Genomic DNA, 23,149 nt, shown 5'->3' on the forward strand with positions numbered 1-23,149 from the left:
ATCATGAACCTCAAGGAAAAAGTCGTCTTCAATGAAAGGATCGGACATCCCGTCCAGGGTTTGTATAAACTTGTTTTGAGCGGAGAAGCTGCTAAAACAGCTCAACCGGGCCAGTTTCTGCATATCCAGGTTACGGACACGAGTGATCCGCTTCTGCGCAGACCACTTAGCATTGCCGGGATCGACCCTGAACGCGGAGAAGTGACTGTCTACTATAGAATCAAAGGGAAAGGAACTGAACTTCTCTCAAGGATACCGGCAGACCAATATTTAAGTGTGCTGGGGCCGCTGGGGACGGGCTTTTCAATCCCGGAGAAAGGGGAGCTTCTGCTGATTGCGGGCGGAATAGGGATGTTTCCGCTGTTCTCTGTAATCCAGGCCGCACAGAAAGTTCCTGTAAAAATAAAAGTCCTCTGGGGCGGAGAAAACAAAGAATTTCTAGTCAGTGCCGATCCGAATCAGCTTCTTGCTAAGGGTCTGGATGTTGAACTTGCTACGCTGGACGGAAGTTGCGGAGAGAAAGGCTTGGTTACCGCATTGCTCGAAAAGCATTTAGCTGATAAAAACACGCAGCAATTACTGAGCAAGGGCCTTCTACAGGCTGCAGCCTGTGGTCCGAACGGCATGCTGAAGGCTGTCGCGGGGATTTGCCAGAACAACGATGTTCCGCTCGAAGTTTCTTTAGAAGAGCGGATGGCCTGCGGGGTAGGTGCATGTTTGGGATGTGTCTGTACCGTCAGAGATGCAAACGGCGGACTGAAACGAAAACGCGTCTGCAAAGAAGGACCGGTAATGAATGGGCAGGAGGTGGTCTGGGATGCAGACATTTAATCTTGAGACTGATCTGGCAGGATTAAAGCTTAAAAATCCTGTCATCACTGCCTCCGGCACGTATGGCTTCGGTGAAGCTTATGCGCCGTTTTATGAACCTTCCATTCTCGGCGGGATCACAGTCAAAGGGATTACAACGCTTCCGCGTCTTGGGAATCCTGTACCGAGGCTCGCGGAGACGCCATCAGGCCTGCTGAATTCTGTAGGCTTGGAAAATCCCGGGCTGGAGGCTTTCTTAAAAAGTTATCTGCCGCAGCTGGCTTCGCTGGACACGGCAGTGATTGTCAATATCTCGGGTTTCTCACTGGAAGATTATGCCCTGATGGCATCATCCTTCCAACGCGGCTGTGGGATTGCAGCCCTGGAAGTTAACATCTCTTGTCCGAACATCAAACACGGCGGAATGGCTTTCGGAACTGATCCCAAGAGTGCGGAAGAAGTCATCGCTGCTGTCAGAAAAGAAACGGATCTGCCGTTGATTGCGAAGCTGTCTCCGAATGTGACCGATATTACAGCGATGGCTAAAGCTGTGGAAAGTGGCGGGGCGGATATCATTTCTCTGATTAATACGCTTTTGGGCATGCAGATTGATCTCAATACCCAGAAGCCGGTGTTGGCCAACACGATGGGGGGATTATCCGGTCCCGCAGTCAGGCCGGTGGCCGTCAGAATGGTCTATCAGGTATATCAGGCTGTAAAGCTACCGGTCATCGGGATGGGAGGAATCTTGACCTGGCAGGATGCTATCGAGTTCATGCTGGCAGGTGCTTCGGCAGTGAGCATCGGAACAGCTAATTTTGGCAATCCGCTTGCGCCCGTTGAAATTTTGGAAGGAATTCAGGCCTATTGCAATCAGAGAGGTTATCAGTCGGTCGGGGAAATCGTCGGACTTGCTCATGCACAGAAAGGATGAGGAAAATGGAAACTTTACAAAGTTTAAATGAAAAAGTCATCGTTGCCCTGGATGTCAATACGAAAGAAAAAGCCCTGGACATTGCCCGGGCACTTGCCGGCAGCGGGTGCTGGCTGAAGGTCGGTCTCGAGCTTTATGCGTTTTCGGGTTTAAGCTTGATTCAACAGTTTAAGGAGCTCGGATTTAAAATATTTCTCGATCTCAAGCTGCATGATATTCCGACCACCGTCGAAAAAACCCTAAGTGTGCTGACCGCCTCCGGCGTGGATATGATCAATGTCCACTGCAGCGGCGGATACGAAATGATGGCTAGAGCGGCCGAGGTCGGCCAAAAGGCCGGCAAAACCATTATCGGCGTAACCGTTCTTACAAGTATGGGACAGGAAGACCTAACATCGATCGGGGTGCAGGGCAGTACGCAGGAGCAGGTACTGAGACTAGCAATGCTCGCCAAGAAAGCAAATTTAAAAGGGGTCGTTTCTTCCGCGCAGGAAGCAAAAATTCTGCGGGAGGAATGCGGAGAGGATTTTCTTCTCGTAACACCGGGGATCCGGCCGGCCTGGAGCGAAAGAAATGACCAGGTGCGGATTCTTACCCCGCGCATGGCCCTGGAAGCTGGAAGCTCTTATCTGGTAGTCGGCAGACCGATTACCTTGAATGAGAATCCCAGGGAAGCCATGGAGCGCCTATGGGATTAAAATAGGAACAGTATTTGTATTGACAGCATTTGGCTATCGTTATATAGTTGTGACGTTATAAGTTGACATGATATGGTTATATTATTTGAAGCTATATTTTACAGCATAAAAATGACAGCATAACTTGACAGCATGAAAAAATTCATGAGGTTAGGCAATTCATGAGGTTTGAGCGTTTACGTAAATACTTTACGGTTCTTCCAAAAGAAAACAAGGATGAATTTTCGCGTCAGCTTTGGAAAGACAATTTTTTAAAGCTAATTGTTGTCGCGGGATTTTTTAGCATTTGTGAGAGTTTGCTTCTGATCTTTTTTCCGCATGCGGTCGTAGACGTTGAAATCAGCATATTGATTTTTGTTCCGGTCAGTTTGCTGATGCTTCCGCTTCTTATTCAAGTATACCGGAAATGCAACGTTTACAGAAAGGAAATCATCTATTGTACAGAAGTTGGATATTTAATCATTTTACTGGTTTTTGGCTGCGCGCTTAGTGTTCTGCCGCAAAATGAACTTGTTTCTATTAATCCCTATATTATTGCGGTATTCGGCATAGCAGCTTTTATCTATTTAACCCCTTTGACAAGTTTTATTTTGTATTTTACCATTTACCTTTTCTTTTTCGGGGTTATTCCATACTATCAGCCAGATCCATATACGGTAGAGATTCTGCGTATCAATGCCTTTATAATGAACTTGTGCGCCTGGATTTTTTCCAGGATGGTGTTCAGAATCAGATTATTGTCCTTGATTTATAAGAAAGAAATTGAAACTAAAAATACAATATTGGCCGACCTATCCGTCCGCGATTCGATGACATCCCTATATAACCATGAAAATCTCTTTCTGAAACTCAAGGAAGAGATTGAACGTGCCAAACGGATTGATTATCCACTGTCTATCATTATGATGGATATCGATGATTTTAAAGACATCAACGACCGGTTCGGTCATCAATGTGGAGACGATGTCATCATCCGTGTTGCCGGAATATTGAGCCAGGCATGCCGGGGCACCGATATTATCGGCAGATATGGCGGGGACGAATTCGTCATTATCCTGCCCGATACTGCCTCGGATGAGGTTTTATTCCTGGCGGAACGGCTAAGATATAAGATAGCGCTAACTGATTTTCGGGAAGGCATACATATAACCGTAAGCGGAGGAATCAGTGAGCTTAAAGAAGAATCGGCCGAGGAACTGATCAAAAAAGCTGACCTCCAGCTGTATAAAGCGAAAGCCAACGGCAGGAACCAGTTTGAAGCAGGATCTCTGGTAGACGATGTCCAGGGAAGCTTGTGGGCTAATTTCAGAGGATGACAACGCCATTGAACTCTACTCTGTTGCGGCCTTGTTCCTTGGCCCGGTAGAGAGCGTTATCCACTTTCTTGATCCAGGAATCTATGTTATCGGTATTGGCCAGTTCGGCGACCCCGATGCTTGCTGTGATTTTTCCGACTTCCTGGAACGGGTGTTCCGCGATCAGCTCCCTGAGCCTGTCGGCGTACTGCACGGCATTTCCGGCCCGAAGGTGAGGCGCCAGGATCAGGAATTCCTCCCCTCCCCAACGTGCTAAAGAGTCAAAGCTCCGGATATTGTCCCGCAGAAGATTTGCAAACTCAATCAAAGCCTGATCCCCGGCCTGATGTCCGTAGTTGTCGTTGATCAATTTGAAGTGGTCAATATCCAGAAGCAGCAGGGAAAGCGGATACTTGTTACGTCTGGAACGTTCAATTTCAATTGCCGAATTCTTCAGAAAGCATCTTCGGTTCCAAATATTTGTGAGCTGGTCGGTGAATGCTGATTTTTCCAATTCAGCATTCACTTTTTTTAAAGCTTCAGCCGTGCGTTTGTGCTCTTTCAGTTCTTTGCTCAGAGAGTGGATCAGCTTGAGATTTTGGATAACCGTGCTGAGCTGCCCGCAAACAGCCTGCAGCAATTCCTTATCTTTGGCTTTGAAAGGCTTATTATGCTTATTAATCAATCCAATACCGCCGATCGTTTTTTGTTCAAACATGATCGGAAAAGCCATTTCATCAGTAAAGCCGTAATCAAGAAATAACTGTTTAATGTTTTCATCAATTTCAGTTTTTTCCGTATAATTGGAGTATGCCACAAAGCCTGATGTAAGACTTTGGCCGATAAAACCGACATACTGCGGCAGAATTTCTATTTTGCGGATGATCTCCTTGGGCAGTCCAAGCGTATAATATAACGCCGAGCTTTGCAGGTAGTCATCATAAAAGTAAAACACAAAAGCATCAAATTCAAACGTTCTTTTCATGATATCGGCAGCTTGTCGGATGAGTCTGTTAATGTTCTTTTCACTTGTCGTCGCCTGATAAATATTATATAAAACCTCAAGACGGTTGTACGTCTCTTTTAATTCTTCCTCTACCTGAATCCGGTCCGTGATGTCGCGGACAATGGATGTAGCGAGATATTTATTACCGACCAATTGTCTGACTGTGCTTAATACTTCGACCGGGATTAGATGACCGTCCTTATGTTTGTGAAATGTCCGGAAAAGAGAAAGTCCCCCGTAATCAACATCAACACATTCAATAATGTTTTGATTAATTCCGCCTGCAACAATAGGATCAAAGTCCCTAATATTAAAAGTAAGCAGCTCTTCTCTGGTGTAGCCTAATGTCCGGCAGGCGGCTTCATTGACGAAAGAGAGGTTTCCTTCGTCATCGACCCAGAACACACTATCGGGTATTTTTTCAAGGCTCATGAAGGCATATAGAAGTTTTTCTTCTTTATCCTGCTCACTTTTGAAATAGACATCAAAATCCTGATATATCATTTAAACCACCTTGGTAAATAATCTATTATTTTCTAATCATAAATAATAGATTGTTTTAGTTTTTAGATATTATAAAATAGTGATTACTAGTAAATAAAAGAAATGTAAAATAAAGTAAGGAATATTTCTGTAATCTATTATATAACAAAAAATAATAAATATAATAACTATTTTTGTAAATAATACTTAGTATATTTTGTGTATAACAATGTATTTTTCTACAAATTTCAACAAAATTAACTTCGTACGGAATTGATGATGTAAATTAACAACTCGCATAAAAAATTTGGCAAACTCCACGTCTTAAACGGAGGCGTATGTTCGGTAAGTGTAGCCTATGCTGAATGGGTACTCATATTCACGGGAATGCTCCTTTCGCAAATGAACAGAACAAAAGTTAAGATAGATTCCACACCAAAATAGTTCCTTTTTTCTGAATCAATGTGGTAGAATATTTTAAGTGCCATAATACATGTAAAATGTTATTTTACTGGTATTCTCTGGATAAATTCAGAAATCACATTTTGGAAGGTGGAATAAACGTGTCTGATCATTCAGCGACTGAAAGATTAAATGAAAATGACATTCTCGATATTTTCAAGGAGACCGGAGCGCTGCTTCAAGGTCATTTTCTTCTTACTTCAGGGAAACACAGCGCGCGTTATATGCAGTGCGCCCAGGTACTTCAGTATCCGAGGAAGGCTGCGGTTCTTGGGAAGGAGCTGGCCGGAAAGTTTGAAGGAATGGAGATCGAAACCGTTATTGGTCCTGCGATGGGAGGGATTGTCGTCGCCCATGAGGTTGGCCGGAACTTAGGCGTCAAAGCAATCTTTACTGAAAGACAGAATGGGGAAATGGCGCTCAGGAGAGGATTCAAGCTTGAACCTGGCGAAAAAGTCCTCGTAGTCGAAGATGTTATCACAACCGGTGGATCGGTCAAAGAAGTCATCCATATCGTCAAGGAGGCCGGTGCAGTTGCGGTCGGTGTAGGCGTGCTTGTGGACCGCAGCGGCGGCAAAGCTGATTTTGACGGACTTTTACTGCATAGTCTGATCCAGATGAATATTGAAGCTTATGAGCCGGATGATTGCCCGCTTTGCAAGCAGGGTATCCCGTGGGAGAAACCTGGGAGCCGGGGAATAAAATAGACCGAAACAAGTAAAAACTGTGAATATTTAGGTAGGACTCCATAATACATAGCCGCTTTCGGCTGTTGTGCTCCCTTGGCACAAAAAGCCGCGCTCCGCATCGTGCTCCGCTGACGCTGTCTACGTATTACGGAGTCTATTTTATGGTATTTGCGAAGGTTTCTCTAGCTATTGAATGCTGATTATCGAGTTATCTATTGTTCGGTAGCTAGGAGCCGCTCGATAGCATCCGGCTCCGGCGTCAGCAGGAGAGACCAGTTTTGTTCATAAACAACCATCCCGGGTTTAGCCCCCCGGGGTTTTTTAATTTGCCGCACGTGGGTATAATCGACTGGGACATGGGTTGACCCCCTGGCCTGACTGAAATAAATAGCCAGTGCCGCGGCATCGAGCAGCGTATTGTCGTCCGGAAACTCTTCATCTTCGGTCAAAGGAACGATGACATGGGAACCCGGAATGTTTTTGACGTGAAGCCAAAGATCACTTGGTCTCGCTTCCCGCCAGGTCAACCGGTCATTTTGCTTATTGTTGCGTCCGACCAAAATGGTTTTGCCGCTTCTAGATAGATAGACATGTGGCTGAGAAAAGGAATTCTGTTCTTTTCCAGCAGACTGTTTCTTTTTCGTCACATGCTTATCCTGTTTTTTGGAGATATACCCTTGATCAATCAGCTCCTGATAGATTTCATTGAGTTCGATATCGTCTTCAGCCTGGTCAATGCTTAAAGCGAGCGTCTGAAGATAATTCATTTCTTCCTGGGCAGCTTCTTGCAATGGTTCAGTTTTTCTGATTGTTGCTTTGGCCTTATTGTAGGTCTTGTAGTAGCGCTGTGCATTATCAATGCCGGTCAGGTTTGAGTCAAGCGCAATGGTAACAGGTTTATAATCGGGATCGGTATAGTCTTCTACGGTAACTTCCTTCATACCCGGTGAAAGCTGATAGAGATTGGCCGTCAAAAGTTCTCCGAGTTTTTGATATTCCAGCCCTTTTTGAGCCTTGGCAATTGTATCACAATAGATAACGTCTTTCTTGCTGGTGTGGACAAAATGATCCTGGACAACCTTGCGGAGCGAGCCTTTTTTGGACTCATTCTTCCGACTGGTCATTCTTTGGGTGTAATACAAATCTACCGCGTCATTTAGGAACGGTGTTTTCTGAAGTTTGAGACCTTCGTACTGCACATACGGAATAAAGGTAAAAGCAGCCGGCATGTTCTTGTCCCGTCCGGACTGATAATATACGCACGGATCAGCGGCTGTATCCTGTTTGGCCAGCAGGAAAAAGGAATAAGCCTGGAAAAGACGGCTCAGGTCAATTTGCCCGCAGTTGTCAAGAAGCACATCTAGCTCAAGACAAGCCCTCAGAACAAGCTCTTTGGCCAGTTCAGGGCTGATACCGTCAAACAGATTCACCAGGACATCACAGACTTTTCGGTCAAGCGGGTACCCGAGGATGACTGACATCCATTTTTGTTCATCGCTGACAGCTTCGGCTTTATGCTGGGAAGGCGGTGAGATATACAATCTTCCGGGAAGCACTTCCCGGTGCCTGCTCAGGAGATGGGAATACCGTCTGATTCCGTCCAGAATAATATTGGTCTGAGGATCGACTAAAATCAAATTGCTGTGCTTGCCCATGATTTCCAGGATAAGCTGATAATCTTGAAGATCGCCTCTTTCATTGTAATTCTGTACGGTCAGGGTAATGATGCGTTCCAGTCCGGACTGACTGATCCCGATAATCTTGCCGCCTTCGAGATGTTTGCGTAGAATCATGCAGAACATCGGAGGTGAGACAGGATTTTTTTTATTTTGCTCAGTCAGATGCAGTCTGGCGGAAGTGCTGCCGGCATTTAACAGCAGACGCAAATTTTTTCCGGGACTCCGCAGTAGAAGATGGACCTCTTCTTTTTCAGGCTGCTGAATTTTATCAATACGCGTTCCAACCAGAACCGGCTCAAGCTCTTTCAATAGATGATAGAGTGTAATACTGTCAAGGGCCATATCGTTAACTCCTTCAAACTCAAATGTTTCTAGGCAGGGTTAGTCAACAAAATTCAATATCAGTATAACACAAATCCGGGAATTTTTTCTGGACAGGCCGAATAGCATGTACTAATGGAAATGAAAAGGAGGAGCAAGAAATGCAGCGGCAAGTATGGCACATATTAACCTGCGGAGAAATATGCAAAGGATTTGAAGTAGATCCTGAAAAGGGTCTTAGTGATAGGGAAGCCAGCCGGCGGCTGGCAGAATTTGGTCCGAATTCTCTGGTTGCAAAAAAAGGGGTTAACCCGGTTTTCTTATTTTTGGGTCAGTTTAAGGATTTCATGGTTCTGGTGCTGATGGTTGCTACGCTTATTTCAGGTCTGCTGGGGGAAATTGCGGACGCAGTAACCATTCTGGCTATTGTTTTTCTAAATGCAGTGCTCGGCTTTATTCAGGAATACAAGGCTGAAAGGTCCATGGAATCGCTGCGTTCCCTGACGGCACCGGAGGCGATGGTTCTGCGTAATAGCAGGACGGAAAAGGTACCTGCTTCCGGCTTGGTTCCGGGGGACATCCTTATGCTGGAAGCAGGTGACCGGATACCTGCCGATATCCGATGGCTGAAGACCTCGAACATCCGTGTGGAAGAATCAGCGCTGACCGGAGAATCCCAACCGGTCGCTAAAATGAACCAGCCTTTGATTGACGAATACAGTCCGGTTGCCGACCGAAAAAACATGGGCTATATGGGAACCGTGGTTGTGAACGGAAGAGGACTTGGGATCGTTATAGCCACAGGCATGAATACCGAGATGGGGATGATTGCCGGAATGATTCAGGAGGTGAACGAGGAAGAGACGCCTCTGCAAAAAAGGCTGGCCCAGCTTGGGAAATGGTTGGTCACGATCAGTCTTGCCGTCTGTGTTGTTGTCGTGGTGACAGGAATTTTACAAGGGGAAAGCTTCGAAAAGATGTTTTTTGCCGGAGTATCTCTGGCAGTCGCTGCGATCCCTGAAGGTCTTCCGGCAATTGTTACGGTTGCACTGGCAATCGGTGTACAGCGGATGGTCAAACGCAACGCAGTGATCCGAAAGCTTCCGGCTGTGGAAACCTTGGGCTGCGCGACTGTAATCTGCTCAGATAAAACCGGAACGCTGACCCAAAATGAAATGACGGTCCGGCGGATTTTCTGCGATAACCAGGTCATTACGCTGACGGGTCAGGGCTATGACCCCAAAGGCGATTATCATGGCGCTGACCCGTATAAGGATAAAGGCCCTCTGAAAGAACTGCTCAGGTGTGCAGCCCTGTGCAATAATGCTGTATTAACTAAGAAAGGAATTCAGGTGGCAGGACTTTTCAGAGGCAAAAGTCAGGACAGCATCTGGGGAATCGAAGGTGATCCGACGGAAGGCGCCCTTCTGGTTGCTGCCGCCAAAGCGGGAGTCTGGCGGGAGGCTTTGGAACGGAAGGAACAAAGGGTTGCGGAAATCCCTTTTGAATCGGAACGGAAACGGATGACGGTTATTTATAAGAATAAAGAGGAATATAAAGCCTACGTCAAAGGAGCTCCGGATGTTGTTCTGGGACTATGCTTGCGGGAGATGACAAAGGATGGCGTGGTGGAGCTGACCTCCGAAAGAAGAAAGCAAATTCTGTTTTACAATGACGAGATGGCATCGCATGCACTCAGGGTTCTGGCACTTGGGCTGAAAGATGTCCGGCGTGGCGAACCAAACGGTGATGTGGAAAATGATCTAATATTCCTGGGTTTGACCGGGATGATCGATCCGCCACGTACGAGTGCGGTGAAAGCGATAAAAGTATGCCAGGCTGCCGGGATCAAGCCGGTCATGATTACCGGGGACCATAAGCTGACGGCGCAGGCTGTCGCGAAAGAACTCGGGATCATTCACGGATTTAATGAACGGGTCGTTACCGGAATAGAACTTGATCAGATGACAGATGAAGATCTAAGCAACATGGTCATGAATATTTCGGTGTTTGCCCGGGTCGCACCAAGGGATAAGCTTAGAATCGTCAGGGCTTTAAAAAAGAACGGCCAAATTGTAGCGATGACCGGAGACGGCGTCAATGATGCCCCCGCTGTGAAAGAAGCTGATATTGGGGTCGCCATGGGGCAGACCGGAACCGATGTCACCAAAGAGGCCTCGGCTATGGTAATCTCTGATGACAATTTTGCGGCGATCGTCGCAGCGGTCGAAGAAGGAAGAGGAATTTATGACAATATCCGAAAGTTTATCCGGTACCTTCTTTCCTGCAATCTCGGAGAAGTGCTGACCATGTTTCTGGGAACGCTTACAGGGCTACCGCTGCCTTTGCTGCCGATACAAATTCTCTGGGTCAATCTGGTTACGGACGGTTTGCCGGCGATGGCTTTGGGAGTGGATGGAACAGAGCCGGATATCATGAAGAGGGTTCCGCGTCAGCCGGAGGAAAGTGTGTTTGCACGGGGATTAGGACAAAAAATTCTAATCAGGGGAACGATTATTGGTTTAGCGACACTCTTTGTATTTGTTATTGGTTTATGGTATGGCGTCGGCCTTTTAGCGGCACGGACCATGGCGTTTACCACGCTTGTTTTTTCTCAGCTTTTCCATGTCTTTGACTGCAAGTCGGAACGCCGCGGAATCTTTGAGGTTGGTATATTTTCCAATCCATTGCTGGTTGTGGCAGTAGCAATCTCTGTTATCATGCAGCTATCGGTAATCTATCTTCCGGCTTTGCAGGCAATTTTCAAAACAACAGCGCTGGTCGGCTGGCAATGGTTTGTCATTCTGGTGGCTGCCTGCGGACCAAGCTTAATCATCGGCCTGACACGACTTATTCGGAACAGATATCAGCCAGCTAAATCCAGCCCAAATTTTAGCTTCAAGAAAAGCGTTCACTAATTATAAAATATGTCTCCGTAATGGATGGCCAGCACTAAGCGGAGCATGGATTGCGCAGCGCGGGATTTTGTGTCAAAGATGATACAATAAACAGAAAGCGGCCATCCATTATGGAGACTGACCCAAACATAGCTACGTATTATTGCAGCTTACGGGACCTGCGAATTAATCTACGATAATGAAAACATACATTATGTATACTTCAGACAAAAATATTGACCCTTTGCTGTTCTCATAGTATTCTTAAAGAAACTTGGCTGGCGCAGGCCCATGGGCCTTTGTCGATTAGGTCACTTTTGAACAGACTCTGTAAAAGGCAGCGAGAGGAGAACCCTTTATGGATTTTGTGAAAATGCATGGTCTGGGAAACGATTTTATCTGCCTGGATCATTTTCTTTTTCAGACAGGTATGGATTATGCCGAAACCGCTGTCCAGCTTTGCCACAGACAGTTCGGCGTCGGCGGTGACGGTCTTATTGTGATTCTGTCTTCCGATGTAGCCGATGCAAGGATGAGGATATTTAATCCGGACGGTTCTGAACCGGAGATGTGCGGCAATGGCATACGCTGTTTTGCCAAATATGTTTATGAAGCCGGTTACGTTCAGAGAGATTCGCTTAAGATAGAAACGTTGGCTGGAGTTCTGAATGTCAAACTGGAGATCTGCCGGGGAGCTGTACACCATGTTACGGTTAACATGGGCGAGCCGTGTCTTGATCCCGTTAAGATACCTGTTTTGGCCGGAACGGATACTGCACTTAACCAAAAACTTGAGGTTGCCGGGCAAGAATATATTTTTTCGGCGGTATCGATGGGAAATCCGCATTGTATTATTTTTACCGAGGATTTGGAATTGCTTCCATTTGAAACGCTGGGCCGTGCGATCGAGAAACACCCGCTGTTTCCGAGAAAAACAAATGTGGAGTTTGTCAAAGTAAACAATTCAGGTGAAATAACCGTCAAGGTGTGGGAACGCGGAGTCGGCCCAACGCTAGCCTGCGGAACGGGAGCCTGCGCATCTGTGGTTGCATCAGTACTGGCTGGTAGAACCGGTAGAACTGTGATTGTTCATTTGCCCGGGGGGGACCTGAAGATTGAATGGCAGGAAGGTCAGCAGGTCCATATGACGGGTCCAGCAGTCTGTGTTTTTCGCGGAAGTACGCTTGAATCATAAGACATCATCATACTTGAATGACTACTATAGTAAAGACAACATCAGGGAATTATAACTACATATTTACAGGAGAGTGAATAGAATGGCTTTTGTCAATGAAAATTATCTTAAACTGCCTGGAAGCTATCTCTTTTCGGAAATAGCCCGCCGGGAAAAGCAGTTCAGACAGGAAAACCCGGACTGTGACTTAATAAAAATGGGTATTGGTGATGTGACCCGCCCGCTTCCGCCAGCCGTCATCGAAGCAATGCATCAGGCTGTCGAGGAAATGGGCCAGCAGAAAACCTTTAGAGGATATGGCCCAGAACAGGGATATGAGTTCCTGATTGAAAAGATCATTGAGCACGATTTCAAGCCCCGCGGTGTCGACCTGGCAGTTAACGAAGTGTTTATCAGTGACGGGGCCAAGACGGACACCGCCAATTTCCAGGAGATATTTGGAATGGGCAATATCTTGGCTGTTACAGACCCGGTTTATCCGGTTTATGTGGACAGCAATGTCATGGCTGGACGTACCGGTATTTATAACAACGACAAAGGGCAGTTTGAAGGAATCGTTTATCTTCCCTGTAATCAGGAAAATGGACTGAAACCGGCGCTTCCCAGCACGAAAGCAGATATGATCTACCTGTGCTATCCGAATAATCCGACTGGAACGACACTTTCGGCTGAAGAACTGAAGAAATGGGTCGATTATGCACGCGATCATAAGGCCATCATCTTATTTGATGCTGCGTACGAAGCTTTCATTCGGGAAGACGGTGTTCCCCATAGTATTTTTGAAATCGAAGGTGCGCGCGAAGTGGCCGTGGAATTCAGGAGTTTTTCCAAGACGGCTGGTTTTACCGGAACCCGCTGCGCATATACCATCGTTCCAAAGGAAGTCATGGTCTATGATTCCAAAGGGGAAGCGCACAGTCTGAATAAATTATGGCTTAGAAGGCAGACCACAAAATTCAATGGAGTATCTTATCCGATCCAGGCTGCCACTGCTGCCGTATTTTCTGAGGCAGGGAAACAACAGGTCAAAGAAACCATTGATTATTATATGGATAATGCCGCAATTATCCGGGCTGGTCTCGAAAAAGCGGGATATACCGTCTTTGGCGGTGTGAATGCACCATATATCTGGCTAAAAACACCGGGACAGTTAGGATCCTGGGAATTCTTTGACAAGCTGATGAAAGAGGCAAATGTTATCGGAACACCTGGAGCCGGCTTCGGTGCGAGCGGAGAAGGATTCTTCCGTCTGACGGCTTTCAACACTAGGGAGAATACGGCGAGGGCCATTGAAAGGATAAGGACCAGGATAGTATAAAGCTATTAGGTAGGATGAAGCAATCTACTGCTTGAGAACGTGATTTAACCGAGGAGCTGTTTGTCTCCTCAATTTTTTCTTTCTGGTACCTTGTATAACTCTAAAACGCATGTAAAGAGAGCAAAGCATAGTATTCTTGCCCTTAAGAACAAAAGAGTGGTATATTGTCGTTAAGGAGTTGAGGAAATTGGCAAATAGTATGACTGGTTTTGGCAGAGGGGAAGCTCAAGGACTTGGAGTTCAGATCTCAGTAGAAATGAAATCTGTAAACAACCGTTTCCTTGAAGTCCTGGTGAAACTGCCCAGAAACCTGAATATCATCGAGGAGCGTTTCCGGAAAGCCGTGCAGGAAAAAGTCCAGCGGGGCCGTGTTGATATTTACGTGAATATCAAGGAAACGGAAGAAAAAAAGAGATTAGTTAAGGTTGACAAAGATTTAGTGCTGTCGTATGATAATTCTCTGAAGGAATTGGCAAATTTGCTCAATACCACGTATAAGAGCGATCTTTTTAGTCTGGTTTCGCTCCCTGAAGTACTCAGTGTTGAAAACGAAGAGACGGATGCCGAAGCCTTGTGGCCATATCTCAGTATGGCTTTACAGGAGGCACTGAACCAGTTAATTCAAATGCGTAGGACTGAAGGGGAGAGACTGGCCAAGGATTTGCTGAAAAAATTAGATGACCTTTCCGGAATGGTTGATCAAGTAACTGTAAGAGCGCCGCAGGTTGTGGCAGAATATCAGGAAAAATTGAGGGAAAGGCTTGCGGCGCTTCTGGCGGACACTTCGCTGGATGAAGCTAGACTGATTACCGAAGTTGCCATTTTTGCCGACAGGTCTTCTATTGAGGAAGAGCTGGTCAGGCTCGGGAGTCATTTTGAACAATTTACCAAAGCATTTTCGGCCAACGAACCGATTGGACGGAAACTGGATTTTCTGATTCAGGAAATGAACAGAGAGATCAATACCATTGGGTCTAAGGCAAATGATCTGGAGATTTCACATATCATTGTTCAGGGAAAAAGTGAATTGGAGAAAATCCGGGAACAGGTTCAGAATATCGAGTAACACGATGAAAAGAGCAGTAATAACGCCGATATGCAGCGTATTGAATATGGGAGGTATAAGGAATTGGATATCAAACTAATTAATATAGGATTTGGCAATATTGTATCGGCCAACAGAATTATCTCGATTGTAAGTCCGGAATCAGCACCTATTAAACGGATCATTCAGGAAGCGCGCGATACAGGAATGCTCATCGATGCCACCTATGGGCGAAGAACGCGTGCCGTCATTATGTGTGACAGCCACCACGTGATTTTGTCGGCTGTTCAGCCTGAAACGGTTGCCCATCGTCTGACCGCCAAAGAATCCAGTAATGAGGATCCGGTTGATTAAAATGGAAGACAAAGGGCTGCTGATTGTGGTTTCAGGTCCTGCAGGAGTTGGAAAAGGAACGCTGTGTAAGCGGCTTTTTGCCGAGTGCGGCGATCTAGAATATTCTGTTTCCGTAACGACCAGGGCACCAAGACCGGGAGAAACAGAGGGAAAAGAATACTATTTCCGTTCCAGGGATGAATTTCTTAAAATGGTCGAGAACAATGAGTTCCTGGAATGGGCAGAGTTTTGCGGAAACCTGTACGGAACCCCAAGATTTCATGTGGAAAGTGTCCTGAAACGAAACAAGACCATCTTACTGGAAATCGATATGCAGGGAGCAAAAATTGTCAAAAAGGCTTTTCCGGATGGTGTGTTTATTTTCATTGTTCCACCTTCCTTGGAGGAGCTCGCTGAAAGGCTTTACGGAAGAGGAACGGAAACACCTGACGTCGTGCAGCGCAGACTGGCACAAGCCGTTCAGGAAATGAAAAATATGAAGGATTATGATTATGCTGTTGAGAACGACGAAATCGGTACTGCAGCTGAAAAGCTTAAGAGTATCATCATTGCAGAAAAATGCCGGATAAATCCAAAGTCGTTTTAGTTTAAAGGAGGAATAACGATGAAGCAGCCTTCTTTGGATGTTCTGATGTCCCAGGCAGATAGTAAATATACCCTTGTTGTGGCCGCTGCTAAAAGGGCCAGGGTACTCATGAACAATATGGATGCAAATGAATTTAAGGATACGAAACCTGTCAGCAGGGCGCTGGTTGAGATTGCATACGGCAAAATCAATTCCGACTTTTTTGAGAAGGTGACGACAGATGCTACGCGGTAAACGTGTACTTCTGGGTGTGACAGGAAGTATTGCTGCTTATAAAGCGGTCGACATTGCCAGCAGACTGGTGAAAAGCGGTGCAGAGGTCTTTGTCGTGATGACAGAATCAGCGACAGAGTTCATTGCGCCTTTGACTTTCAGGAGCATCACCGGCCAGCCGGTTTATACGGATATGTTCAGTGAACCCAAACTGTGGAACATTGAACATATTTCCCTGGCACAGAAGGCAGACCTTGCGTTGGTCGCACCGGCGACCGCTAATATCATTGCGAAGATGGCTGTTGGGCTTGCCGATGATTTTATGTCGACAGTTTTATTGGCCGTTCAGAATCCTGTCTTTGTGGCACCGGCTATGAATCATGCTATGTATCATCACCTTGCGACGCAGCAGAATCTGGGGATTCTTCAGCAGCGGGGGATTCATCTGATTGGACCAGCCAGAGGCTTCCAGGCCTGCGGGACAGAAGGCGACGGCAGGATGAGTGAGCCTGGGGAGATCATTGATTTCCTTCAGAATTTTATGTTAAACCGTGAAATCATGAAAGGCCGGAAAGTGCTAGTTACGGCCGGCGGCACCCGCGAGGAACTTGATCCGGTCAGATATCTTGGAAATTACAGCTCAGGCCGCATGGGCTATGCAATTGCTGAGGCGTTTGCTGAGGCAGGCGCACAGGTGACCTTGGTCAGCGGACCCTCGGATCTTCTTCCCCCATTCGGCGTGGAAACGGTCCGGATTATTTCAGCGGAAGAGATGTATGCGGAAGTTATGACACGATATGCGGAACAGGATATCGTCGTCAAAGCAGCTGCGGTTGCTGATTTTCGGCCTGCAATCCGCAATCAGCAAAAGATCAAGAAAGACGGAAAGTCTGTTATCCTGGAATTAGTACCGAATCCGGACATTTTGTCAGCTTTGGGAGCTCGGAAGAAGCACCAGTACCTGGTTGGCTTTGCTGCTGAGACCCAAAATGTGATTGAAAACGGTCTGGAAAAGCTGAACCGCAAAAAGACCGATATGCTTGTGGTCAATGATGTCACAGCATCAGGGGCTGGTTTTGGTACGGATACCAATATTGTTAGTTTTCTTTATCCTGATGGCAGAAAAATAGATCTGCCCAAAATGAGCAAGCTGGAAGTTGCCAGAAAGTTGGTGCAAGAGATTGCCTTGGACAAAGGCATTGGATCAAAGGAGTGATTTTGAATGGGTTACAAATTATTTACCTCAGAATCTGTTACCGAAGGACATCCCGACAAAATATGCGATCAAATTTCGGATGCAATTCTTGATGCCGTCCTGCGTCAGGACAGAGAAGCACGAGTCGCCTGTGAAACATCTGTGACAACCGGGCTGGTTCTGGTAAGCGGCGAGATTACCACCCATTGTTATGTGGATATTCCAAGAGTCGTAAGGGAAACCATCAGACAGATCGGATATACGAGAGCCAAGTATGGCTTTGACGCGGATACATGTGCGGTGCTGACCTCGATTGGAGAGCAGTCCAGTGATATTGCCTTAGGCGTTAACAAAGCATTGGAGGCAAAGATATCCGAAGAAGACATCAGTGAGATCGGTGCAGGAGACCAAGGGATGATGTTTGGCTATGCCACAAACGAAACCGAAACATTCATGCCGGTGCCGATTGATCTTGCGCATAAGCTGGCCCGCAGGCTGGCTGAAATCCGTAAGGCGGAAGTGCTGAACTATTTAAGACCTGACGGCAAAACGCAGGTTACCGTTGAATACGAGGACGGAAAACCCAAAAGAATCGATACGATTGTAATTTCGACCCAGCATCATCCTGAGGTTTCCCAGGAGCAGATCAAAAACGACCTTCTGGAGCATGTCGTAAGACCAGTGGTTCCATCTGAAATGCTGGATGAGAATACCCGTTATTATATCAATCCGACGGGCAGATTTGTGATTGGCGGGCCTCAAGGCGACGCAGGACTTACCGGCAGAAAAATTATTGTCGACACTTATGGTGGTATGGCTAGACACGGTGGCGGGGCGTTTTCCGGAAAGGATCCTACGAAGGTTGACCGGTCCGGGGCTTATGCCGCGCGCTATGTGGCCAAAAATGTTGTCGGAGCGGGCCTAGCTGACCGCTGTGAGATTCAGATTGCTTATGCGATTGGTGTTGCGCATCCTGTCTCCATTTCTGTTGAAACATTTGGGACGGGCAAGGTCAGTGATGATAAGATCATCGCGTTGATTAATGAAACGTTTGATCTTCGTCCGGCTGCAATTATCAACACCCTGGATCTCCGCAGACCAATCTATAGACAGACTGCGGCCTACGGGCATTTTGGCCGCAATGACCTTGACCTCCCGTGGGAGAAGCTTGATAAAGTCGAACAATTAAGGAAACTAGCCGGACGCTGAAACGTTGTTAAGCTTCCAATAGAAATAAGCTATAGCAGAGAAAAATCATCGGTGTCAGTAGAAGAATAACAGACTGCAGAGGGTGTCGTGGGAATCCAGGGCATCCTTTTTATGTTGATAACAGGAAAACAAAAACTTACAATTTTTATTAAAAGCGTTTTAAAAATACAGATTCAAATATGGATTATCTTGATATATAATATACCTATTGTTAACAGTTAGCGTGTCAAAATAAGTTTGAGGCAGGAGGATGGTAGGATGACTCAGGATGAGTTGTTACTTCATTTAAGAAAGACCGTTGAACAGGTCTTAAAAGCTCCCTACTACAAGAAAAGACTGGCTGAGGTGGGTATCTATTATCCCGGTGATGTCAAATCCCTGGAGGATTTTCGGAAGATACCATTGACGGATAAAGAAGCGTTACGCCAGAATTATCCTTTTGGATTATTTGCCGAGCCATTGGAAAAGATGGTCAGAATCCATGCTTCCTCAGGAACAACGGGAAAACCGACCGTTGTAGGATATACCCGTGAAGATATTCAGTTATGGGCCAAAATTGTGGCCAACGGTCTCAGAAGAGCCGGCATTACGTCCAACGACGTTGTACAGGTCGCTTACGGCTATGGCTTGTTTACCGGCGGTATGGGACTGCATTACGGATGTGAAGAACTCGGGGCTTTAGTCATTCCGATCTCCGGCGGCAATACCCAGCGTCAGCTGATGCTGATGCGTGACTTTGGAAGTACGGTTCTTTGCTGTACTCCGTCGTACGCACTTTATCTGGCAGACAGTCTGGAAGAAGAGGGTATGACCAAAGAAGACTTGAAACTGAGGGTCGGGATATTTGGCGCTGAGCCCTGGACAGAACAGATGAGAGCTGAGATTGAGGTCAGACTTGGTATTCGGGCGCTTGATATCTATGGATTGAGTGAAACGATGGGACCCGGCGTTTCTCTAGAGTGCCTGAAGGGCGAAGGGCTGCATATAGATGAGAACTTCTACCCTGAGATTCTAGATAAAGACGGAAATGTTCTGCCGGAAGGAGAAACAGGAGAGCTAGTTCTTACCAGCTTTAACAAAATGGGTTTCCCCGGACTCCGCTATAGAACGAAAGATATTACCAGCATCACCTATGGAAGCTGTACCTGCGGCCACACCGGCTGGACGATGAAGAGAGTGTCGGCAAGAGTCGATGATATGCTGATTATTCGTGGTGTCAACGTCTTCCCAAGCCAGATTGAAGAAGCGATCCTGTCGGTGGGCGGAATCGAACCGCATTATCTGATTGTTGTGGACCGTGAGGGCAATCTCGATACCCTCGAAGTCCAGATTGAGGTGAATGCGGCAAGCTTCAACGATGAGATCCGGGAACTCGAAGAGCTCCAGCAAAGGCTTCAAACTAAAATACATGAGATCCTTAATATTGCGGCCAGGGTGCGTCTTGTCGAGCCGAAGAGTATCCCGCGCAGCGAAGGAAAAGCGAAGCGTGTAATTGATAAACGCAAGGAAAAACAATTAAGCTAAATTCTCCTAAATGAAAAAAATAAAGGGGGAAAAACATATGTTACAACTGTCAATTTTTCTGGAAAATGCCCAGGGCCGTCTGGCAGACGCACTGAATACTTTAGCTGACCTTCAAGTCAATATCCGCGCGCTGTCCCTTGCTGACACCAAAGATTATGGTGTACTCAGGATTATCGTGGAGAATCCGGAAGAAGTTGCGGAGAAACTCCGGGAGCGCAATTGTGTCGTCAAGATTACCCAGGTTTGGGTGCTAAAAGTTCCCGACAGTCCGGGAGGTCTGGCTGGACAACTGAACAAGCTTGTTGCCGAGGGTGTGAACGTTGAATATATGTATGGTTTTGTGGAAAAGGAAAACGAGCAGGCCCAGGTCGTTCTAAGAGTCAGAGATGCTGAAATCATGCAGGCTGCGATGGACAAACTCGCGCTCAAATGAAGAAAGAAGAAAGTAAGCGATCAAATACAGTATTAAAATATAATAACAAGATGAAAAAACCTGTTTCCTTACAAAAATAAGGAAACAGGTTTTTTGTATAATCCGTTCTGGCATTTAGGAAAATAAATCTAGTACCATTGAAAATTTGGTTTTGGAGGATGATATGCAGAACTTCATTGCGACTTACACCAGCCAAAGAAAAAAACAGGAGACCCGGCGATATCTGCTCGATAATATCACCTATCATCTCGCACCGCTGCTTATCGCATCCAAGCCGGCTGAACTGCTTACATTTACCACTGCCATCAAAAAAGATGCGCTGGAGACCTGGGATCAAATCAAAGATAGGCTTTACCCCTATGTGACGGTTCAGGAAATTGTCAGGAATAAAGCTTCTGTCAGCGTATTATTTTATGCCGCAGACAGATTATCTTCAATACTTCAAATCCCTGAGAACCAGCATTTCTTAAGATCACTGGATTATTGTGGGGAGACGGATCAGGATACGGCAATCCAGACTTTAAAACAAAAATGGATCATTGGGCCTTTCCCTCACGAAATCGGACTATTTCTGGGCTTCCCACTGGACGATGTGGCAGATTTTATCTATTTCCCCGATAAAAAACCTCTGCTGACCGGTTACTGGAAGGTCTACCATGCTCCTGAGAAAGCCAGGAGAATATTTCAGGAATACAACGAGGCCAGATATGCATACATCCGATACATGCTCGACGGGAACAAAAGTGAGGGCTTTTTAAAATGCATGGGCCGGAACCGGTTGAAAGGATCATCAATATAATAAGCTAAAAGAATGATTTGCCATGGCCGTCAGGAGGAATTGGGATGTTTAGTTACCAGAAACGTTTACTATATCCGGTTTATGTTGAGCAGAAAAATGAGAAGCTGGCCTGGACCTTATTGGAACATATCGGCGGGAAAGACGGGGAATTTACTGCTTTTACACGTCATATGTATCAACGCCTGCATGTGATCAATCCATATATTCGTGATCTTTTGGGTATGATTGCTTCGGAAGAGCTTGCGCATATGGAGATTATTGCAGCTGCAGTCAGAAAGCTTGGCCTTGCTGATTTGCCGCTTGCCAATTCCGGGCAGGAGTCCTGGAATATGGAATATGTTGAGAAGAGTACGGATATTAATGAGATGCTCAAAATCAATGAAGAAGCGGAGATCAGGGCTAAGAGACTGTACCTGCGGCATCTCACACTGACTGAGGACACTTCACTAAAGAAAATGCTCCAATTCTTAGTCAACCGGGAAGAAGTTCATCAAAGATTACTAAAAAAAAGCGGTGTTTTAGTGGCTCAGGAAGCCAATAATGAGCAGTTCTCGACGCTGATTCATGAATATAAAATGAGTCTGCGCGTAATGAAGTAACAAATTTTTGCTTGGTCAATAAACTATGAGGGGATCATTATGTTATAGGGGAGAGGAAAATGAGTATTGCTATTACCAAAATGAATTACGGTAAACTGGTTATCGGAATTGATGCGGAGGTTGAGCTCAAAAACGGTAAAAACTGTAGGGGAATCAATTTTGACAATGCAGCAACGACGCCGCCTTTTGTTTCAGTGCTCCAGGAAATCAGCAATTTTGCGCCGTATTATTCGTCAATTCACAGGGGGTCCGGCTACAAGTCCAAATTGTCTTCGGAAAAATATGAAAATGCCAGGAAAACAGTGATGGATTTTGTGGGTGCAGACCACAAAAGAGATGTGGTGATCTTTGTTAAGAATGCCACAGAAGCTATCAATAAAGTGGCCTTCAGACTGTCACAGGACATGGATCCATACATAAAAAGTGTTATCCTTTCCACTTCCATGGAGCATCATTCCAATGACCTTCCTTGGCGGGAAAAGTATGAGGTCGACTATATTGAGGTGGATGAATGCGGCAGGCTAATTTTTAACGATTTTATTGAAAAGCTGGAAAAATATAAAGGCCGGGTCAAGCTGGTAACTGTAGCCGGAGCTTCAAATGTAACAGGTTATGTCAATCCCGTACATCGAATTGCTGAATGGGCCCATAAATATGGCGCCAAGGTCATGGTTGACGGATCACAGCTGCTTCCTCATCAGCCGTTTGATACGAAGCCTTCCGCTTCCAGTAAGCATATCGATTTTCTTGTTTTCTCCGCACATAAGATGTATGCGCCTTTTGGGACCGGCGTTCTGATTGGCCCCAAAGACTTTTTCCTGAAGGGAAGCCCCGATTATCAGGGCGGAGGAACAGTCAAAGCCGTAACCCGCGATTTTGTAATCTGGAATGATCCTCCTTCCAAAGATGAGGCTGGAACGCCCAACTTAATGGGCGTGCTGGCCTTGGCCGCAAGTATAAAAACCTTAAGTGCAGTCGGGATGCGAAATGTGTACAAGCATGAAAAAACCCTAACATCTCAACTGATTCAGGGACTAAAAAAAATAGACTGTATCGACATCTATTGTGCAGAAGATCAAAGTCAGGAACGAGTCGGGATTGTTCCCTTTAATATGAAGGGCGTTTATCATGAGAAACTGGCGGATATACTAGCTGGAGAAGCCGGTATTTCTGTCAGGAGTGGGTGTTTTTGCGCGCATCCTTACGTCCAAAAGCTCATGAAAGTCGAACCAGCCATCTTAAGCGCAGTTGCAGATCATCTTCCGGAAAACAGACCCGGGATGGTCAGAGTCAGTTTTGGTTTATACAATGAACCTCACGAAGTTGGCAGGCTGCTGGAAGTATTGCAGGAAATTGCCAAAGACAGAAGACGATATTTGAAAATGTACAGCTAAGGCAGTCAAGC

General features: G+C 46.1%; 21 protein-coding genes. 19 read left to right on the forward strand and 2 right to left on the reverse strand.

The genetic code is table 11. The annotated features are described in order from the left end of the window. Window positions 1–3 precede the first annotated feature (3 nt). The 4 genes from AAH944_RS04105 (at window position 4) to AAH944_RS04120 (ending at window position 3,758) form a co-directional block, all read left to right on the forward strand. The gene (locus AAH944_RS04105; RefSeq protein ID WP_415536713.1) at window positions 4–831 is read left to right on the forward strand and encodes a dihydroorotate dehydrogenase electron transfer subunit; all 828 of its coding nucleotides are present in this window, start codon (window positions 4–6) and stop codon (window positions 829–831) included. Beyond that, window positions 818–1,744 carry a dihydroorotate dehydrogenase gene (locus tag AAH944_RS04110; protein WP_415536715.1) on the forward strand — a complete coding sequence of 309 codons (927 nt, stop codon included), beginning with the start codon at window positions 818–820 and terminating at the stop codon, window positions 1,742–1,744. Before AAH944_RS04105 ends, AAH944_RS04110 begins: the two co-directional genes overlap by 14 nt. A 5-nt stretch (window positions 1,745–1,749) precedes the next feature. After that, window positions 1,750–2,442, forward strand: a complete 693-nt coding sequence (gene pyrF / locus AAH944_RS04115) for an orotidine-5'-phosphate decarboxylase (RefSeq protein WP_415536717.1) — start codon at window positions 1,750–1,752, stop codon at window positions 2,440–2,442. Between the two features lie 161 nt (window positions 2,443–2,603). Continuing rightward, window positions 2,604–3,758: a GGDEF domain-containing protein gene (locus AAH944_RS04120; RefSeq protein ID WP_415536719.1), complete on the forward strand. Its 1,155-nt coding sequence runs from the start codon at window positions 2,604–2,606 to the stop codon at window positions 3,756–3,758. Here the strand turns inward: AAH944_RS04120 and AAH944_RS04125 are convergent. Continuing rightward, on the reverse strand, window positions 3,748–5,247 hold the full coding sequence (locus AAH944_RS04125; protein ID WP_415536721.1) for a diguanylate cyclase: 1,500 nt from the start codon (window positions 5,245–5,247) through the stop codon (window positions 3,748–3,750). The two genes, AAH944_RS04120 and AAH944_RS04125, sit on opposite strands and share 11 nt — an antisense overlap. A 500-nt stretch (window positions 5,248–5,747) precedes the next feature. On the opposite strand from AAH944_RS04125, the gene pyrE reads away from it, so the two are divergent. Next, window positions 5,748–6,395 carry an orotate phosphoribosyltransferase gene (pyrE, locus tag AAH944_RS04130; protein WP_415537764.1) on the forward strand — a complete coding sequence of 216 codons (648 nt, stop codon included), beginning with the start codon at window positions 5,748–5,750 and terminating at the stop codon, window positions 6,393–6,395. A gap of 194 nt (window positions 6,396–6,589) precedes the next feature. Here pyrE and AAH944_RS04135 read toward each other — a convergent pair whose 3' ends face one another. Then, complete coding sequence (locus AAH944_RS04135) at window positions 6,590–8,398, reverse strand: Rqc2 family fibronectin-binding protein (RefSeq protein ID WP_415536723.1); 1,809 nt, start codon at window positions 8,396–8,398, stop codon at window positions 6,590–6,592. A gap of 140 nt (window positions 8,399–8,538) precedes the next feature. On the opposite strand from AAH944_RS04135, the gene AAH944_RS04140 reads away from it, so the two are divergent. From AAH944_RS04140 to AAH944_RS04205, 14 genes are all read left to right on the forward strand, one after another. Further along, on the forward strand, window positions 8,539–11,295 hold the full coding sequence (locus AAH944_RS04140) for a calcium-transporting P-type ATPase, PMR1-type (RefSeq protein ID WP_415536725.1): 2,757 nt from the start codon (window positions 8,539–8,541) through the stop codon (window positions 11,293–11,295). A 337-nt stretch (window positions 11,296–11,632) separates the two neighbouring features. Continuing rightward, window positions 11,633–12,469: a diaminopimelate epimerase gene (gene dapF, locus AAH944_RS04145; RefSeq protein ID WP_415536727.1), complete on the forward strand. Its 837-nt coding sequence runs from the start codon at window positions 11,633–11,635 to the stop codon at window positions 12,467–12,469. Window positions 12,470–12,551: 82 nt separating this feature from the next. After that, on the forward strand, window positions 12,552–13,787 hold the full coding sequence (locus tag AAH944_RS04150; RefSeq protein ID WP_415536729.1) for an LL-diaminopimelate aminotransferase: 1,236 nt from the start codon (window positions 12,552–12,554) through the stop codon (window positions 13,785–13,787). 187 nt (window positions 13,788–13,974) lie between these two features. Then, window positions 13,975–14,853, forward strand: coding sequence for a YicC/YloC family endoribonuclease (locus AAH944_RS04155; RefSeq protein ID WP_415536731.1), 879 nt, complete (start codon window positions 13,975–13,977; stop codon window positions 14,851–14,853). Window positions 14,854–14,916: 63 nt separating this feature from the next. After that, the gene (gene remA / locus AAH944_RS04160; protein WP_415536733.1) at window positions 14,917–15,186 is read left to right on the forward strand and encodes an extracellular matrix/biofilm regulator RemA; all 270 of its coding nucleotides are present in this window, start codon (window positions 14,917–14,919) and stop codon (window positions 15,184–15,186) included. Window position 15,187: 1 nt separating this feature from the next. Beyond that, complete coding sequence (gmk, locus tag AAH944_RS04165; RefSeq protein ID WP_415537766.1) at window positions 15,188–15,772, forward strand: guanylate kinase; 585 nt, start codon at window positions 15,188–15,190, stop codon at window positions 15,770–15,772. An 18-nt stretch (window positions 15,773–15,790) separates the two neighbouring features. Beyond that, window positions 15,791–16,006, forward strand: coding sequence for a DNA-directed RNA polymerase subunit omega (gene rpoZ / locus AAH944_RS04170; protein WP_415536735.1), 216 nt, complete (start codon window positions 15,791–15,793; stop codon window positions 16,004–16,006). Further along, complete coding sequence (coaBC, locus tag AAH944_RS04175) at window positions 15,993–17,201, forward strand: bifunctional phosphopantothenoylcysteine decarboxylase/phosphopantothenate--cysteine ligase CoaBC (protein ID WP_415536737.1); 1,209 nt, start codon at window positions 15,993–15,995, stop codon at window positions 17,199–17,201. Before rpoZ ends, coaBC begins: the two co-directional genes overlap by 14 nt. A 6-nt stretch (window positions 17,202–17,207) precedes the next feature. After that, a complete protein-coding gene (metK, locus tag AAH944_RS04180) occupies window positions 17,208–18,389 on the forward strand; it encodes a methionine adenosyltransferase (protein ID WP_415536739.1) in 1,182 nt (393 codons plus the stop codon). A gap of 258 nt (window positions 18,390–18,647) precedes the next feature. After that, window positions 18,648–19,913 (forward strand): phenylacetate--CoA ligase family protein, encoded by a 1,266-nt coding sequence (locus AAH944_RS04185; RefSeq protein ID WP_415536741.1) that lies wholly within the window; start codon window positions 18,648–18,650, stop codon window positions 19,911–19,913. Window positions 19,914–19,950: 37 nt separating this feature from the next. After that, entirely contained in the window at window positions 19,951–20,346 is a 396-nt protein-coding gene (locus tag AAH944_RS04190) for an ACT domain-containing protein (RefSeq protein WP_015043495.1), read from the forward strand. A 163-nt stretch (window positions 20,347–20,509) separates the two neighbouring features. Then, entirely contained in the window at window positions 20,510–21,145 is a 636-nt protein-coding gene (locus AAH944_RS04195) for a DUF3793 family protein (RefSeq protein ID WP_415536743.1), read from the forward strand. A 44-nt stretch (window positions 21,146–21,189) separates the two neighbouring features. Then, the gene (locus tag AAH944_RS04200) at window positions 21,190–21,744 is read left to right on the forward strand and encodes a manganese catalase family protein (RefSeq protein ID WP_415536745.1); all 555 of its coding nucleotides are present in this window, start codon (window positions 21,190–21,192) and stop codon (window positions 21,742–21,744) included. 59 nt (window positions 21,745–21,803) lie between these two features. Further along, a complete protein-coding gene (locus AAH944_RS04205; protein WP_415536747.1) occupies window positions 21,804–23,138 on the forward strand; it encodes an aminotransferase class V-fold PLP-dependent enzyme in 1,335 nt (444 codons plus the stop codon). Window positions 23,139–23,149 lie beyond the last annotated feature (11 nt).

The sequence above is a fragment of the Dehalobacter sp. CP genome, from assembly GCF_047652685.1.
Lineage (GTDB): Bacteria > Bacillota > Desulfitobacteriia > Desulfitobacteriales > Syntrophobotulaceae > Dehalobacter.

Coding starts and splice junctions, on each gene's coding strand:
- AAH944_RS04200 (WP_415536745.1), top strand. CDS start 21,190: ATGTTTAGTTACCAGAAACGTTTACTATATCCGGTTTATGTTGAGCAG.
- gmk (WP_415537766.1), top strand. CDS start 15,188: ATGGAAGACAAAGGGCTGCTGATTGTGGTTTCAGGTCCTGCAGGAGTT.
- coaBC (WP_415536737.1), top strand. CDS start 15,993: ATGCTACGCGGTAAACGTGTACTTCTGGGTGTGACAGGAAGTATTGCT.
- pyrF (WP_415536717.1), top strand. CDS start 1,750: ATGGAAACTTTACAAAGTTTAAATGAAAAAGTCATCGTTGCCCTGGAT.
- AAH944_RS04125 (WP_415536721.1), bottom strand. CDS start 5,247: ATGATATATCAGGATTTTGATGTCTATTTCAAAAGTGAGCAGGATAAA.
- AAH944_RS04195 (WP_415536743.1), top strand. CDS start 20,510: ATGCAGAACTTCATTGCGACTTACACCAGCCAAAGAAAAAAACAGGAG.
- rpoZ (WP_415536735.1), top strand. CDS start 15,791: ATGAAGCAGCCTTCTTTGGATGTTCTGATGTCCCAGGCAGATAGTAAA.
- AAH944_RS04120 (WP_415536719.1), top strand. CDS start 2,604: ATGAGGTTTGAGCGTTTACGTAAATACTTTACGGTTCTTCCAAAAGAA.
- dapF (WP_415536727.1), top strand. CDS start 11,633: ATGGATTTTGTGAAAATGCATGGTCTGGGAAACGATTTTATCTGCCTG.
- AAH944_RS04135 (WP_415536723.1), bottom strand. CDS start 8,398: ATGGCCCTTGACAGTATTACACTCTATCATCTATTGAAAGAGCTTGAG.
- AAH944_RS04185 (WP_415536741.1), top strand. CDS start 18,648: ATGACTCAGGATGAGTTGTTACTTCATTTAAGAAAGACCGTTGAACAG.
- metK (WP_415536739.1), top strand. CDS start 17,208: ATGGGTTACAAATTATTTACCTCAGAATCTGTTACCGAAGGACATCCC.
- AAH944_RS04150 (WP_415536729.1), top strand. CDS start 12,552: ATGGCTTTTGTCAATGAAAATTATCTTAAACTGCCTGGAAGCTATCTC.
- AAH944_RS04205 (WP_415536747.1), top strand. CDS start 21,804: ATGAGTATTGCTATTACCAAAATGAATTACGGTAAACTGGTTATCGGA.
- AAH944_RS04105 (WP_415536713.1), top strand. CDS start 4: ATGAACCTCAAGGAAAAAGTCGTCTTCAATGAAAGGATCGGACATCCC.
- AAH944_RS04110 (WP_415536715.1), top strand. CDS start 818: ATGCAGACATTTAATCTTGAGACTGATCTGGCAGGATTAAAGCTTAAA.
- AAH944_RS04190 (WP_015043495.1), top strand. CDS start 19,951: ATGTTACAACTGTCAATTTTTCTGGAAAATGCCCAGGGCCGTCTGGCA.
- AAH944_RS04140 (WP_415536725.1), top strand. CDS start 8,539: ATGCAGCGGCAAGTATGGCACATATTAACCTGCGGAGAAATATGCAAA.